We start from the raw sequence: 14,903 nt of genomic DNA, 5'->3' as shown, positions 1-14,903 counted from the left end.
CTCGGTGGGCGATGAAGCTCGGTGGGCACACTCCCGGACTGCGGCACCGGCTGGTGCTCGCGTTCAGCCTGGTCGCCCTCCTGGTCTCGGCGGTGTTTGCCGTCAGCACCTATCTGCTCGCCCGCGGGTATCTGCTGGCCCAGCGTGAGCGCGTGGTCCAGCACCAGGCCTTCGAAGACGCCGCGTTCGTGCAGCGCCGGCTCCGCAACACCGACGCGGACGTCTCCGCCGTACTGACCGCCGCGGGCACGCCGGCCGGGAACACGATCATCTTGAAGTGGCGAGGGCAGTGGTACGCGTCCGCGCTCGACGAAGGCCGCGACGCCGTACCGGCGGGTGTCCGGGAACAGGTCGCGGACGGGCGGGCAACCGGTCAACGGTTCCGGTCCGCGGACGGGCCCGCGATGGTGGTCGGGGTGCCGGTGCCGGCGGTGCAGGCCGAGTTCTACGAGATCGCGCCGCTGACCGAGCTCGACGACAACCTCCGGTTGCTGAGCGGGATCCTCATCGGCGGCGCACTGCTTGCGACCGCGGCCGGAGCGGCTCTTGGCCTCTGGGCGAGCAGATCTGTCGTCACGCCGCTGAACCGGGTCGCCGTCGCGGCAGCGACCATCGCGGGTGGTGACCTCGACACCCGGCTGCCCGCGACGGAGGACCCAGAGCTCGCCACGATCGTCGGCTCCTTCAACAGCATGGTCGACACGCTGCAGCAGCGCATCAACCGCGATGCCCGATTGGCCGCGGACGTCAGCCATGAGCTTCGGTCGCCGTTGACGACGCTGGTCGGCAGCGTCGACCTGCTCAACGCGCGGCGCGGCGAGCTGCCCGAGCGTTCCCAGCGGGCGCTCGACCTCGTCACCGCCGACTTGCAGCGCTTCCGGCGGTTGCTCGACGACCTGCTCGAGCTGGCGCGGTCCGACGGCGGACTCGATCGCCGGCCGAGTGCGCGACTCGAGCTGACCTCGCTGCTTCGTCAGGTACTTGGCGAGGCCGGGCGGGATCCGTCGATCCTGACCGGCGCCGAGGATGTCGTCGTACTGGCCGACAAGCCGCGGCTCGGCCGGATGTTCCGCAACCTCTTCGAGAACGCCGAGACGCACGGCGACGGGCTCACCGCCGTCGAGGTCAGCCGGGTCGGTTCGGACGTGCTGGTGCTCGTGAACGACTCCGGGCCCGGCATTCCGCCGCTTGATCGGGAGCGAGTCTTCGAGCGGTTCGCCACCGGCGCGACCAAGCGCGGATCGTCGTTCGGGACAGGTCTCGGGCTTGCCTTGGCCGCGGAGACCGCGGCCGTCCACGGCGGGGCAGTTTGGTGTACGGCGTCGCCGACGGGTGGAGCGCAGTTCGTCGTACGGCTGCCGGAGGCAACAACGTGAGACGGCTCGCCGGGGTGGTCGCCGCGCTGCTGATGCTTGTCGGTTGCGGCGTACCACTGCAGGAGGAGCCGGCGCCGATCGAGCCTCAGGCGATCCCGTCGCGCTTGCAGACTCCCGCCGTACCGACGTCCCTCGCGACCGCCGCGCGGGCGGCGGTGCAGGTGATCTACGTTCGCAACGACCGGCTGATCAGCGTTGCCCGTGAGGTGTCCGGCGCCGGTCTCCTCGACGGGGTGATCCAGGAACTGACGAACGGCCCGACCGCGCCCGAACAGGCCGACGGCATCACCACAGCACTCCCGCCAGGGCTCTCGCTAGCGGTCGTGGCGGTGCAGGGCACCCGGGTCGTACTCGAACTCTCCGGCGAGACCGACGGCCGCTCCGCCACCGAGAACGTCCTGGCAGTCGGGCAGATCGTCCTGTCCGTCACCGCTCTGCAGTCGGTCGACGAGGTGACGTTCTCCCGGGCCGGTGAACCGGTCGAGGCGCTGCTCGCGGACGGCGCGCTCACCACGCAACCCCTGACCGCGGCCGACTACGAGGCGTTGCGGGTGCCGTGAGTTTGACGACGACGCTGAGGGATCTTTGAGATCGTGTGTCGTCGTCCGGGGCGCCGCGGGTACAGACCCATATGAACGTTACACAGGTCTGTACGTCACCTTTCGAAGGAGGATCGTGACCGAGCGGCCGCCCACGCACCAGACGACCCGGCAGACATGAAGCCCGTCGCCTGGGTCGTCCTGCTCCTCGTCGTCGCCGCGATCGCCCTGCCCTGGGTGCTCGCCCGGCGCCGCCGCGCGGCCACCCCCGCCACCACCGTCGCCCAGGTGATCGGCATCGAGCTCACCACCTGGAGCGACGCCCAGCTCCACGCCGTCTGGTGCGCCACCGCCGACGAGCTCCGCCGCGCCGCCCACTCCGACGACGCCGCGACCGCCGCCCGTGCCCGAGAACTCCTCCTCACGGAGATAGAGCGCCGCCACCCCCAACAGACCGCCACCTGGCTGGCCTCCCCCGAAGCCCTCACCGGCCAACCTCCCGACTTCCTCCTCAACTCTTAGAGAAGTACGGGGTTCAGCGTCGGCGGCTCCATGTCCGGGTCGAAGGGGTACATCGGGCGGTCGATGGCGTGGTGGCCCAAGGACAGGAGGTCCTGGTTCACGCCGCCGGGGGTCAGGGCCAGGAGCCAGTCAGCGGACATGGTGTAGAGCTCGGGTTCGAGGTAGCCGATCTTGACGATGACCAGGTCGGCCTCGCGCGGGGACAGGTTGAGGGCGGTGAAGTCGGATTCGAGGTGGTAGGGCTTGCGGCGGGCGGTCACGATGATGTGCAGGCCGCCGGTGGTGAGGGCCACGGCTGCGTTGATGGGGTCGAGGGCGCTGACCCGCGCGGTCAGCCGGACCGGGCCGCAGGGGCCGGAGTCGATCTTGCCGCCGAGGCGTACGTCGATCGTGGCGCCGACGCCGGCCTGGGTCGCGGCGGCGGTGACTTCGGGGTCGACGATCGCGGCGTAGATGGTGGTCAGGTCCGACGAGGTGATGGCGGGTGTGCGGAGCAGCGCATCGAGGGTCCACGACGTGTCACCGGCGCCGCCGGCCGTCGGGTTGTCGCCGGAGTCGCTGATGAAGAACGGCCGCGAGGTGCTCGCCACCGCGCGCTCGACACATTCCTCCAAGGTGCCGGTCGGCGCGACGAACTCGAACTCGTCGTGCGCATCCCAGTAGGCGTCGGCAAGCCGCTTCGCCTGCTGGGTGATGACTTCGGCGTCGTCGCCGGTCACCACGACCGCGGCCTGGCAGCGCGGCTCGTCCGCCCACGCGTACCCGACCCAGATCGCCGCATCCAGGACGCCGTCCATCGCCTCGACGTCGTCGACCATCGCGTAGATCCGCTTGGCCGGGTCGATCCGGGTGCTCGTCTTCTCTCCCGGCAGCAGCACCGGCACCTGCACCCACGCCTTCTGCGGACGTCCACCGGACCTTAGCCGGGTCACCAGATTGCGCGCCGCGCGCTCGCGGGTGTCCCACGCATCCGTGTGTGGCGCCTTGCGGTAGCAGGTGATCAGGTCCAGCGGCTCCGCCAGCGAACGCGACACGTTCCCGTGCAGATCCATCGACGCCGACAGCAACGTCGACGGCCCGACGAGCTCCCGGATCGCGGTGACGAACTCGGCCTCGATGTCGGTCCGGCCGAGCACGGTCATCGCGCCGTGGAAGTCGATGAACACTCCGTCCAACGGCCCCGCCGTACGCAGGCGCTCGAAGATCTCTCCCGCGAGTTCCTCGTACGTGTGCTCGGTGACCGGCCCGCCCGGCACCGCGACCGCGTGCAGCAGCGGCACCCACTCGACGCCCTCGGTCAGCTCCGACCCGGGCGCCAGAAACGCGTAGCGGGCCAGCAATTCGGCCCCGCGCGTCACCCGAAAGTCGTCCAGCGTGCTGCGATGTGGCGAGAACGTGCTCGACTCGATCGCGATCCCGGTAATTCCGATCCGCAAGGGTTTCACCCGTCAGACCCTATCGGGGCCGAACCGCCCGAACGTAGGCCAGCACCGGCCGCCGGTGCCCCGTCTCGACGATCTCGAAGCCCGCGGCGAGTGCGAGGTCGAGCAGCGGCACGTGCTCCGCCGCATGACCGGTGAGCGCACCGATCGCCAGCCGGGACAGCCTGCCCGTCGGCGGCCGGAAGTCCGCGATCACCAACCGGCCACCCGGCCGAAGCACCCGGTACATCTCGGCGAACGCCTGACCGCGATCGGTTGCCCCGATGTGGTGCACGGCCAGGCACGACACGACGGCATCGAACGACGCGTCGTCGTACGGGAGTTGCTCCGCCCCCGCCACCCGGAACGTCGCGTTCGGCGCCGCACGCTCGGTGGCGTAGGCAACAACCGACCCCGACGGATCGATCCCCTCGACCCGGCCATCCGGTCCGATCGCCCGCGCGACTCGGCCGCTCAGGTACCCGGTGCCGCATCCGACGTCGAGCACCCGGTCCCCCGGACGTACGTCGCTCAGCCGAACCAGACCGTCGTACACCCGCCGGCGCTGACCGGCGAACCCGATCGCCGCGGAGATCTCGTAGAGCCGCGCGTTCTCGACATGCATGTGCTGGTTCATGTCCCGACTGCCTCTCCGGACTTGTCCCAGTTGGAGCGCAGCCGGTCGAGGTAGGACTGCGCCTGCGGGCCGGGCTGCACACCCCGAGCGAACTTCCGCATGTTGCCGCCGCCGGCGTTGTAGCCCAAGGCAAGCAACTCGTCCTTGGTCAACTGACCGGTCAGCTTCGACGGCAGGCGCTTGGCCAGGTCGTGCAGGTGCCAGGCCGCGGCCTGGATGGCGAGCGCCGGGTCGTCGGGCAACTCCTCCCACTTCCGCTGGGCGAACGCACGGCCGCGCTTGGTGTCGTCGAACGCCGGCCGATGCATGTTCGCGATGCCGAAGGCCGGGTCGGAGTCGATCTGCGCCCACGACCGTTCCAGCTCCGGATCGTGCGGCTTGTACGACTCGTTGTACAAGATTGCCATCAGCAACTGCGGCCGGATCCCCGCCTGCGTGGCGTACTTCCGGACCTGTACGGCGAACTGCGCCGGATCGTAGTCCACGTACCACGGCTTGGGAGTCGAACTCTTGGCCGGAGCCGGAGCCGGAGCCGACGGTGCCGGACTACTGGCCGAAGGCTGAGGAGCCTGCGTGGCCTCCGGGGTGTCGCTGCACTGGGCAGCTACCGCTCCCACGGCGACGGCACCGACCGCGATCCAGACCCACTGCTTCGCCACGAACCCAACCTAGAGCATCAGCGGTAAGCCCGAGCCTGCAACTCGAAGAGCTCCGCATAACGGCCGCCCGCCGCGAGCAGCGCCTCGTGGCTGCCCACCTCTTCGACCCGCCCGTCGTGCATCACCACGATCAGGTCGGCCATCCGCACGGTCGAGAACCGGTGCGACACCAGGACCGTGACCCCACCGGTCTCGGCCGCGGCAACCTTGGCGGCTGCGGCGTACTGCTCGTACAACCGGTGCTCGGCCTCCGGATCCAGCGCCGCCGTCGGCTCGTCGAGGAGCAGCAGCAACGGCCGTTCCCGCATGAACGCCCGCGCCAGCGCGAGCCGCTGCCACTGGCCACCGGACAGCTCGACGCCGTCGGTGAACTTCTTGCCCAGCTGCGTGTCCAGCCCGCGCGGCAGCCCGGCGACCACGCTCTGCGCGTCACCCCGCGCGATCGCCGCGAGCACGGCCTCCTCGTCGGCCTCCCGCCGTACGTCGCCGACCGCCACGACCTCGCGTGCGGTCCACTCGAACTTCACGAAGTCCTGGAAACCGGCCGACAGCTGGGACCGCCAGGAGTCCGGTTCGATGTCCGCCAAGTCCACGCCGTCGACCAAAATCCGCCCGCTCGTCGGGTCGTACATCCGCGCGAGCAGCTTCACCAGAGTGGTCTTGCCGGCGCCGTTCTCCCCCACCAGCGCGACCGCCGAGCCCGCCGGCAGCACCAGGTCCACCTCGCTGAGTACGGCGGAATCCGTGCCCGGGTAGGCGAATCCGACGTTCCGCAGCTCGATTCCGGAACTGAGCCGGGCCGGTGCTGGAGTGGTGCTCGCCCGCCACGAGTTGTCCTTCGCGTACCCACGCAACCAGTCGTACCGGCTGAAGCTCCGCACGACCTCGCCGACCCAGTAGACGTTCCGCGCGATACCACCGGTCATCTGATCCACCTGTGGCGCCAGCAGCAGCACGAGCACCACGTCACCGGCCGTCTGCTGCCCGTTGCGCGCCCGCGCGACCACCCAGACCACGGCCACGGCGTACGCGAGGCCGAACACGAGCCGCACCGACCCGTCGACCTTGCCGCCCCAGCGCGCCGCCGCGACCCGGCGCCGGAACCGCTCGGTCTGCAACGCGTAGATCCTGTCCAGCAGCACCCGCCCGAGCCCGAAGACCCGCACCTCGAGCCCACTGCGTGGATCCTTCGCCACCTCGATCAGCCGGTCGACCAGCCGCTCCTGCGGCAGTGAGTCCTCATAGGCCTTGTGCCACCGCGTGCTGCTCACGTACGCCGACCAGATCCGAGCCGCACCCAGCAACGGCAGCAACAACAGCAGCGGATGCACCGACCCGAGCAACCCGAGCACGGTCACCGTGTTCGCCACGGTCGCGAACGCCCACAGCAAGACCTCGGCCCCGACGCCCATTCGCCAAGCGCGTTCGCGCACCAGCTCCAGCCGGTCCGCGATGTCAGGCCGCTCGTGATGGGTCAGCCCCGGGATCCCGGTCGTCACGTCCAGCAGGTCGCGGTGCACGCGGCCGGCCATCCGTTCCTGCGCGGTGTCCTGCAGCGGCCAGCCGATCACGTCGGCGACGAACGAGATCGCCAGGCCGCCGACGATGATGCCGACGCCCAGCGCGATCGTGTCCGAGTCGTCCGCTGCGATCCCCTCGACCAGGCGGCTGACGCCGTACGTCTGGGTCGGTGCGGCGATCGCCCGCGCGGCGACGAGCACGGTCGAGATCGCCATCAGCCACGGCGCGGCCTTGAACGACGTCGAGAACCACAGCCAGGCGATCCGCAGGCTACGCATCCAGGGCCTCCGGAGCGTCCGGCAACGTCACGTACCGCTCGGCTTGCAGCCGGAACATCCCGGCGTACATCCCGTCCTGCACCAGGAGCTCGTCATGCGTGCCGTCCTCCACGATCTGCCCGTCGGCGAGCACACAGATCCGGTCGGCGTTGCGGACCACCGAGAACCGGTGCGAGATGATCAGCGACGCCACACCCGAGGTCAGCTCGAGGTAGCGCTCCACCAACTCGGCCTCGGCCCGCACGTCCAGCGCGGCCGCCGGCTCGTCGAGCACCAGCACGCCGGCCCCGGCGTGTACGGCGAACAGCGCCCGGGCCAGCGCGATGCGTTGCCACTCGCCGCCGGACAGGTCGACTCCACCGTCGAAAGACTTGTCGAGCACGGTGTCCCAGCCGTCGGACAGGCCGCGGATCACCTCGTCGATCCCGGCTTCCCGCGCGACCTTGGCCAGCGTGACCTCGTCGTCGGCGCGCTCGACCGCGCCGAACACGACGTTGTCGGTCACCGACAGCGGGAAGCGCAGGAAGTCCTGAACGATCGCGGCGATCCGCCGCTGCCAGGCGGCCAGGTCGAGCTCGGCGAGATCCACCCCGTCGACGGTGATCCGGCCCTCGGTCGGCTGGTAGACCCCACCGAGCAGCTTCACCAGCGTGGACTTGCCGGCCCCGTTGACACCGACCAGCGCGAGCGCCTCGTGCGCGCGGATGGTCAGGTCGAGGCCGCGGAGCACGTCGATGTCGGAGCCGGGATACCGGAAGCTCACGTTCTCGAACCGCACCTCGCGGGCCGGCATCGTCTCGACCCGGTGCCGGGTGGCCGCGGCCGGCTCGGGGTGCCGCTCGGCGATCGTCTCGGGCAGCTTCGCCATCGCCCGGTACGCCGACAACCCCCGCTTCACCTGGACGACGCCGTACCCGTTCGCCGCCACGCTGATCGACAGGACGGCCGGGATCGTCGTCGCGACCTCGGTCAGCGGCAGGTCGCCGGCCTGGGCGGCGCGGCCGACCAGGATGATCGCGGCCCCGGTCACGACCAGGTTCACCGCGCCGGCCAGGATCGACCACCGCACGTTTCGCCCGCGCCGCGCCCACACCGCCTGGAAGCCCAGCGTCCACTCCCGCACGTACCGGTCGACGAGCCAGCCGTGCAGCCCGAACACGCGCAGCTCCTTCGGCGCGTCGCGCATGCCCAGGTTGAACAGGTACTCGGCGCGCCGCTGTTCTTCGGTGTTGCCCCACCACGTGTCGATCTCGCCCGCGATCAGGCGGCCGAAGTGCCACTCCAGCAGCAACGCCACCACGACCAGCATCGCGGCGACGAGCCAGGAGAACATCACTCCGACGATGACGCCCGAACCGATCAACGTGACCCGGCTGGCGAGCAGCCAGGGCAGGTTCCCCAGACCCTGGGCGAGGTGGAAGCCGCCCTTGCCCTTCGCGCGCTCCTGCAGGTCGAGCACCTCGGTGTCCTCGAGATGCGTGACCTTGCCCGGGCGCAGCAACGGCTCGGTGATGCCGGTGCCGATCGCGCGCACCAGCGCCGCGTCCATGGTCTGCGACGCCACCTGGTGGATCGACGGCGTCAGGCTGTCCACGACGAACACAGCCAGCAGCGCCGCGAGCAGCCAGCCGAACCCGCCGAGCGGCCGCTGCTCCGGGGCACCGTCGATCACACCCGGCACCGCCCCGACGACCTGACCGGTCAGCAGCGTGACCGCCATCCCCAGCACCGAACCCAGCACGGCAAGGCCCATCGTCAACGCGGTACTTCCAGGTGCAACCCGCAGCGCGTACCGAAGCAGAGTCACCATTCAACCGACCGTATAGACCCCCACCGACAAAAGCATTCGAGTTTCCACCGGCCGCCCGTCACAGAATCCGGGGCTGGCCGGTCCTCCTTGTGAGGGCACAGCTGAGAGGTGGTCAAGTGAGCACAATCGCGTTCCTCAACATCGCCATGCACGGGCGGGTCAACCCGACGCTGCCGATCGTCGCCGAGCTCGTCCGGCGCGGCCACTCGGTCAGCTACCACACCTCACCCGCGTTCGCCGCGGAGATCGAGGCCGCCGGCGCGAAGGTGTGCCTCTACCCCGGCGGCGACCAGCCACTTCCCGACCCGCCCACGCCGATCGCGCTGCTGGAGGGCCTCGCGCACACCGCCGTACACGTGCTGCCGACCGTCCTGACCGACCTCCGTGGCATCCAGCCCGACCTGATCGTCCACGACTCGGCCTGTCCGTGGGGCGCGATCGCGGCTCGCGAGCTCGGCGTACCGGCGGCATCGTCGTTCACCACCTTCGCCTTCAACCGGCAGGTGCCCAGTCCCACCCGCGCGTCGTGGGAGTTGTTGTCCGAGGCTCGGCTCAGCAACCTGACCGGCTACGTGCGGGCGCGCTGGAGGCTACGCCGCAAGTACGACCTGCACGGGGTGCCGTTGCTCGACCTGGGCAACATCCAGCAGCCGCTCGACCTGGTCTACACCTCGCAGGCGTTTCAGCCCGGGTTCGAGGAGTTCGACCACACCTTCCGGTTCGTCGGCCCGAGTATCGGCGCTCGTCCGACCGATCCGTCCTTCCCCACTCACGAGCTGCGGGACCCAGTGCTCTACGCCTCGCTGGGGACCGTTTTCAAGGCCAACCCACAGCTGCTGCGGTCCTTCGCCATCGCACTGGCCCCGCTGGGCGGCACCGTGGTCGTCGCGACCGGTCAGACCGATCCGGCCGCGCTGGAGCCGTTGCCGTCCAACGTGCTCGTACGGCGATCGGTGCCGCAACCAGACGTACTGGCCCGAGCAGCGCTCTTCGTCACGCACGGCGGTATGAACAGCGTCAACGAGGCGATGTACGCCGGTGTCCCCATGCTGGTCGTCCCACAGGGCGCAGACCAGCCGTTGGTCGCCGCCCGCGTCGAACAGCTCGGAGCCGGTCTGTCCCTCCGCAGCCAGGACGTCGCCGAAGGCACAGTGCGGGACCTCGCCCGGCACCTGCTCGACGACTCCAGCTTCACCACGGCTGCAGGCGTCCTGCAGAACGCACAACGCGAGGCCGGTGGCTACCAGCGGGCCGCGGACGAGTTGGAGCACTACCTGCAGGCCGCCGAGCCGGCCACGTCGCGGCGAGGCTGACGATGTCGGCTGTCGTCGTACTGATCCTGGTGGCCGGGCTGTCTGAGGCCGCAGGCCGCGTGCTGCCGCTGGTAGCTCGCCGTCCTTCCATGTCGCATCCACATGTCATCGGGTTGCTGCTCACCGGTGCTCTCGTCGAAGCCACGGTGATCGCGCTCTGGCCAGTGACCGCCGCGGCTCTCGCAGAGCTGGCGACCGAAGGTGCTGTCGAGTTGGCGTGGACCGCCGGCCTGGTCGCTCCGCTGGTCCTCGCCGCCATCCTCGCCTTCCCCATGCTCGGGCCGGCGCTCCACCTCCTGCTCCTGATCGGAGTCGGCACCGGCCTGACCGGCCACCTCGCAGACGCCTCCGGACTCAGCTGGGGAACCAGCGCCCTGTGCGTCGCGGCCGCAGGCTTCGGGCTCGCGCTCGCTGTGGACCTCGTACGGCGTCTGGTCGCGGCACTGATCGCGATCCGCATCCCGGAGCCGGTCGCATGAACAGCTTCCTGCTCTGGGGCGGCCTGCTCGGCCTGACCCTCATCGTCGAAGGGCTGCTGGCACGCTACGAGGTGCTGGCGTACAGCGTCGGCTGGCGCGGTCTGATCACCGAGCTCCCGGACGACCTCCCGTATGCCCGGGGTGCGGCCGCTGATCGCCCGCCGGACGCCTACCTGGTCTACCTCGACGGGATCGGGAAGCGGCAGTTCCGCGACACACGTGACGGCGGCAAGCTGGTCCAGGCGCTGATCGCGGGCGCACCCGAGCTGCGGGTGTTGGGACAGGTGCAGCCGTACTCGCCTCTGGCGGCCCCACTTGCTCAACGGCCTGTGTGGGCCTGGCTGAGGCGGCGCGCCGGGCTGCTGCTGTTCCTGCACAACGTCATGCAGACCTTCGTCGCCGCCGACCACAGGTATCGGCCGATCTACAACCGAGCCGTTGGCAACCAGATCGTCACCCAGCTCCAGCTGGCGGGCTATCAGCCGGACAGCGGCATTCCGGTGGTGCTGCTCAGCTACAGCGGCGGCGCACAGGTCGCCACCGGCGCGGTGCAAGAGCTGCACTCCCAGCTACGCGCCCCACTGCTACTCATCATGCTGGGTGGCTTCCACAGCGGTGCCAACGACCTCACGCATGCCGAGCACCTGCATCAGCTCACCAGTGCGAGCGACCGCATCGAGCGGGTCGGCACGTGGATCTTCCCGCAGCGCTGGCGGGTGTACCGCCGTAGCGCATGGAGCCGGGCGATCCGGGACGGGAAGGTCACCGTGCATCGGCTCGACCCGGCGACGCATGTCGGGCCGCGCAGCTACATCAGTCCGACAGCACTGCTGCCCGATGGCCGCACTCACCTCGAGCGCACGGCCGACACAGCGATCGAGCTCATCCGCGACTACTGCGCAAACAGAGCCAAGGCACCAGGCTGACGTCGTAGTCGGTGTCCGTGGACAGCAGCCCGGTCACTCATTGGTGGCCTCGGTGCCAGCTCCGCAGCTTGTCCGGGTTCAGCACGACCCACACCGCGGTCGCCTCGGACCCGGCGACGCTCAGACTGATCACAGCCACGGCTTGCCCGTCGCTCCGCAGTACGACGCCCGCACGGCCGTTGACCGGCTCGACGGCCAGGTCCGCGGCGCGCAGACCGCTCAGGAGCGCCGCGACGAACCGAGCGGCTGCGCGTGCACCATGGACTGGCCGGATCGTGGCCCGTACCTTGCCGCCGCCGTCGCTCACGACCACGGCGTCAGTGGCAAGGACAGCCTCCAGAGCGGCCGAGTCACCTGACTCGCAGCCCGCCGCGAACCGCCGTACGACGGCCGTGTGCCGGTCGAGCATCCATTGCCCGTCCCGCTGCTGCACCATCGGCATCGGGCTGGGCGGCGGCAGGCCCGGAACCGCGAGCCGCAGAGGTGCCGTGGTCGCCGGGACCGTGGCCGCCGCCGCCAGCAGCTCGAGCGAGATCCCGCCGGCCACTCTGGTCAGCCAGGCCCGCGGCACGGCGATCGCGACCCGCTGCTCGTCGTCGAGGTCGTACCAGCGCCGGTAGGTCTCCTGCACGATCCAGTCTGCCGTCGCGGCCGAGCCGAAGATCCACAACGCGATCTCGAGCAGGTGCCGGCGTTCGTCCAGCATCTCCGCCAGCGACGCGGCAGCTTCCCCGCCGTACCCAGGGTCGACCACCTGCGGTCTCCGTTCTCTCGGTGCCTGCAGCTATGACAGGTACGACCCCACGGTTGTGACTCAGGTCGCTACGACGGCCGTGGAGCGCGGCGGTCCTGGCGGGCGCCCAGCTCGTCCTCGTCCACCAGCACCAGCATCGGCTGGTTCGGGTCGCACAGCATGGTCACCAGGAAGCGGACGGGTACGTCGTCGCGCGCATTGCCGTCCTGGTAGTGGATGACGTCACCGCCGGGCTCCCAGAACGTCTCCCCGGCGCGCACGATCCGCTCCGGTTCACCCTCCAGCTCGAACCGCATCTCGCCCTCGAGGACGTACCCGAACGCCGGTCCGCCGGGGTGCCGGTGCGGCGGCGCACCCGGGTCACCCGGCGGGTACTCGACGACCACGGTCATCGCGTGCGCTCCGGCCGGGATGAACGGCGGTTCGGCCTCCTGCAGCACGGTCAGCGCCGTCTGCCAGGCGTTCGATCGGGGTGTCTGCTCAGCGGTCACCGCTACCTCCAGGACGATCGGGTATCCGTACCCCAGCTATGACCACCCACCTGCGCCCGCTGTGACATGACCCCTTGAGACTGATAGGGAGTGGACGGTCGACAAGGGAGGGGATTCTGTGTCCGAGGAAGCGACTGCGCCGCAGACCGGCTACGCGCCCGTCAACGGGTTGCAGATGTACTACGAGATCCACGGATCGGGTGGGACGCCGTTGCTCTTGCTGCACGGCGGGCTGTTCGACATCGACCAGCAGTTCGGGGAGCTGCTGCCGAGCCTGGCCAAGGACCGGCAGGTCATCGCCGCCGACTTCCAGGGGCACGGCCGGACCAACGACATCGACCGCCCGCTCGGCACCGTCGACCTGGCCTCGGACGTGGTGGGCCTGCTGCAGCACCTCGGCGTGTCCAAGGTCGACGTGTTCGGCTTCAGCGTCGGCGGCGCGGTGGCGCTCTACCTGACCATCAAGCACCCGGAGCTGATCCGCAAGGCGATCATCTCCTCGGTGTCGTTCCACCCCGACGGCGACCGGATCGAGAACACCGAGGCGATCGGCGAGATGAAGGTGGAGATGATCGCCGGCACGCCGATGGAGGCGGAGTACCTGCGCAAGTCGCCGCACCCGGACCTGGAGCACCTGCAGGCCCTGCTGACCAAGCTCGGCGGCTACGACAAGGGCGTGACCGGCTGGTCCGACGACGACATCCGCGGGATCGCCGCGCCGACCCTGATCACGGTGGGCGACTGCGACGCGGTGAAGCTGGAGCACGCCGTCCGGTTCCTGCAGCTGCGCGGTGGTGACGTCAACGGCGACTTCGTCGGTGTGCCGTCCTCGCAGCTGGCGGTGTTCCCCGGGACCACGCACTTCTTCGGCCTGGCCCGCACGGACCTGGCCCGCGACGTCGTCCTCACCTTCCTCGACGCCCCGATGCCGGAGGCCTGACCCGCGCGGGGGAAGCAGTTCCCTCGCGTGGGGGATCCCGGACGCCGGCGGCGGGAGCATGCTCCAGACATGCTGAAAGCCTGTCGCCGGTGGCCGGAGTGGATCGGACGCGCCGCGCAACTCTGGGCGGTCCTGTACGGCGCTCTGGCCGTCTACTGGACCGCTGGCGGCCGGACGGGTTTCCCGGTCGCGAACGTGCAAGGCGAGCCGCCCGGCGGAGCCACCGTCGGGACGGCGATCGCACTGCTGCTGGTGACCGGGTGTGTGGCCGCGGTGATGTCGGCCCGGTCGACGTCCCGGGTCGCCGTGCTCGGTTTGGCCTTCGCGACTGCCACAGCCGGGGTCGGCACGTTCGGACTGGCGCTGAGCGGCGTCGGCATGGTCGCGTCCGGCACCGTTGAGCGCCCGCTCGCGCTGGTGACCCAGCTGGCGGCCTTGGTCGGGGCAGTGCTGCTCTTCGCGACCGCACAGGCCCAGTCGCGCCGACGCCGGGACCGGTGCCCGCGCTGCGGAGGTCACCACCCGCTGCCTCTCCGGCCCGGTGCACCCCTGTCGCGGCCGCTCAGGCGGCGGTCGTCGACGCGCAGTCGCCGTACGTCGTACCTGCTGCTCCTCGGCCTCTTGCCGTGGGCAACCGTGAAGACGGTCTGGATCCTCGGCGGGTCCGCACTGGGCGTGACGAACAGCGAGTGGCGCTCCACGATGAGCGAGAGCGACCAATCGGCGCTGACCCGGCTCTTGGAGTCCGCCGGCATCGACATCACCGTCTTGGCCGCGCTCGCCGGCGCCGGCCTGGTCGTGGCACTCCTCCACACGTACCGGCTCCCCCGCTGGCTCCTGCTCCTGCCCGCCTTGACCGGGGCGGCCAGCCTCACGCTTTACGGCGTACCGCTCGTCATCTGGGGTTCGCTCACGCTGGCCGGGGTGGCAACGGCTGAGGGCGATCCGGGGCCGTTCACCGCGAGTGGGCTGGCCTGGATGGTGGTCTTCGGCGGGCTCGCGTTCGGCGGGCTCGGAGCCGCGCTGGCGGTCAGCGCCCGGTCCTACCTGCGCCGTACTCAGCCGATTTGCGCACCCACGGGCTGGCGCCACAGCGGGCTGGGGCTACGATTGAGGTAGCACCGAACGTCGGCAACCCTTCACGACGCCGATTGCCCCGCTAGGGTGCGCCAGCGACGCAGTTCACGACCGTCTGTCCAGCGGCCGCGGGCCCCGTCGGAAGCCAGCGTGTTGTAGC

Annotated in this window: 15 protein-coding genes; 8 read left to right on the top strand and 7 right to left on the bottom strand. The window is 70.2% G+C overall.

Translation table 11 applies throughout. The annotated features are described in order from the left end of the window. Positions 1-11: 11 nt before the first annotated feature. The 3 genes from ACWCOV_RS17060 to ACWCOV_RS17050 all read left to right on the top strand — a co-directional run bounded on the left by ACWCOV_RS17060 (position 12) and on the right by ACWCOV_RS17050 (position 2,437). The gene (locus tag ACWCOV_RS17060) at positions 12-1,376 is read left to right on the top strand and encodes an ATP-binding protein (RefSeq protein ID WP_449830208.1); all 1,365 of its coding nucleotides are present in this window, start codon (positions 12-14) and stop codon (positions 1,374-1,376) included. Next, positions 1,373-1,936, top strand: coding sequence for a GerMN domain-containing protein (locus ACWCOV_RS17055; RefSeq protein ID WP_449830207.1), 564 nt, complete (start codon positions 1,373-1,375; stop codon positions 1,934-1,936). Before ACWCOV_RS17060 ends, ACWCOV_RS17055 begins: the two co-directional genes overlap by 4 nt. A gap of 156 nt (positions 1,937-2,092) precedes the next feature. Beyond that, complete coding sequence (locus ACWCOV_RS17050; protein WP_449830206.1) at positions 2,093-2,437, top strand: hypothetical protein; 345 nt, start codon at positions 2,093-2,095, stop codon at positions 2,435-2,437. Here the strand turns inward: ACWCOV_RS17050 and ACWCOV_RS17045 are convergent. From ACWCOV_RS17045 to ACWCOV_RS17025, 5 genes are all read right to left on the bottom strand, one after another. Beyond that, entirely contained in the window at positions 2,434-3,882 is a 1,449-nt protein-coding gene (locus ACWCOV_RS17045; RefSeq protein ID WP_449830205.1) for a M81 family metallopeptidase, read from the bottom strand. The two genes, ACWCOV_RS17050 and ACWCOV_RS17045, sit on opposite strands and share 4 nt — an antisense overlap. 10 nt (positions 3,883-3,892) lie before the next feature. Further along, positions 3,893-4,495 carry a methyltransferase domain-containing protein gene (locus ACWCOV_RS17040; protein ID WP_449830204.1) on the bottom strand — a complete coding sequence of 201 codons (603 nt, stop codon included), beginning with the start codon at positions 4,493-4,495 and terminating at the stop codon, positions 3,893-3,895. After that, positions 4,492-4,980, bottom strand: a complete 489-nt coding sequence (locus tag ACWCOV_RS17035) for a transglycosylase SLT domain-containing protein (RefSeq protein WP_449830203.1) — start codon at positions 4,978-4,980, stop codon at positions 4,492-4,494. The genes ACWCOV_RS17040 and ACWCOV_RS17035 overlap by 4 nt, the downstream gene beginning before the upstream one ends. Before the next feature lie 191 nt (positions 4,981-5,171). Further along, the gene (locus ACWCOV_RS17030; RefSeq protein WP_449830202.1) at positions 5,172-6,953 is read right to left on the bottom strand and encodes an ABC transporter ATP-binding protein; all 1,782 of its coding nucleotides are present in this window, start codon (positions 6,951-6,953) and stop codon (positions 5,172-5,174) included. Continuing rightward, positions 6,946-8,763 (bottom strand): ABC transporter ATP-binding protein, encoded by a 1,818-nt coding sequence (locus ACWCOV_RS17025; RefSeq protein ID WP_449830201.1) that lies wholly within the window; start codon positions 8,761-8,763, stop codon positions 6,946-6,948. The genes ACWCOV_RS17030 and ACWCOV_RS17025 overlap by 8 nt, the downstream gene beginning before the upstream one ends. Positions 8,764-8,879: 116 nt before the next feature. Between ACWCOV_RS17025 and ACWCOV_RS17020 the strand changes: the two genes are divergently transcribed. The 3 genes from ACWCOV_RS17020 to ACWCOV_RS17010 are packed head-to-tail and all read left to right on the top strand — an operon-like array spanning position 8,880 to position 11,481. Further along, positions 8,880-10,076: a macrolide family glycosyltransferase gene (locus tag ACWCOV_RS17020; protein WP_449830200.1), complete on the top strand. Its 1,197-nt coding sequence runs from the start codon at positions 8,880-8,882 to the stop codon at positions 10,074-10,076. 2 nt (positions 10,077-10,078) lie between these two features. Beyond that, positions 10,079-10,555, top strand: coding sequence for a hypothetical protein (locus ACWCOV_RS17015; protein WP_449830199.1), 477 nt, complete (start codon positions 10,079-10,081; stop codon positions 10,553-10,555). Beyond that, on the top strand, positions 10,552-11,481 hold the full coding sequence (locus ACWCOV_RS17010) for a hypothetical protein (protein WP_449830198.1): 930 nt from the start codon (positions 10,552-10,554) through the stop codon (positions 11,479-11,481). The genes ACWCOV_RS17015 and ACWCOV_RS17010 overlap by 4 nt, the downstream gene beginning before the upstream one ends. A 37-nt stretch (positions 11,482-11,518) precedes the next feature. Here the strand turns inward: ACWCOV_RS17010 and ACWCOV_RS17005 are convergent, their stop codons facing one another. Continuing rightward, on the bottom strand, positions 11,519-12,235 hold the full coding sequence (locus tag ACWCOV_RS17005; RefSeq protein WP_449830197.1) for a hypothetical protein: 717 nt from the start codon (positions 12,233-12,235) through the stop codon (positions 11,519-11,521). Between the two features lie 68 nt (positions 12,236-12,303). Continuing rightward, a complete protein-coding gene (locus ACWCOV_RS17000) occupies positions 12,304-12,726 on the bottom strand; it encodes a cupin domain-containing protein (RefSeq protein WP_449830196.1) in 423 nt (140 codons plus the stop codon). A 118-nt stretch (positions 12,727-12,844) separates the two neighbouring features. On the opposite strand from ACWCOV_RS17000, the gene ACWCOV_RS16995 reads away from it, so the two are divergent. Together ACWCOV_RS16995 and ACWCOV_RS16990 are read left to right on the top strand one after the other, a co-directional pair. Then, the gene (locus tag ACWCOV_RS16995; protein WP_449830195.1) at positions 12,845-13,666 is read left to right on the top strand and encodes an alpha/beta fold hydrolase; all 822 of its coding nucleotides are present in this window, start codon (positions 12,845-12,847) and stop codon (positions 13,664-13,666) included. A gap of 69 nt (positions 13,667-13,735) precedes the next feature. Further along, complete coding sequence (locus ACWCOV_RS16990) at positions 13,736-14,785, top strand: hypothetical protein (protein ID WP_449830194.1); 1,050 nt, start codon at positions 13,736-13,738, stop codon at positions 14,783-14,785. Positions 14,786-14,903: the final 118 nt, after the last annotated feature.

This window comes from Kribbella sp. NPDC002412, assembly GCF_053592935.1.
The sequence above is the reverse complement of the archived record's forward strand: the minus strand, read 5'-3'. Positions and strand labels throughout refer to the sequence as shown.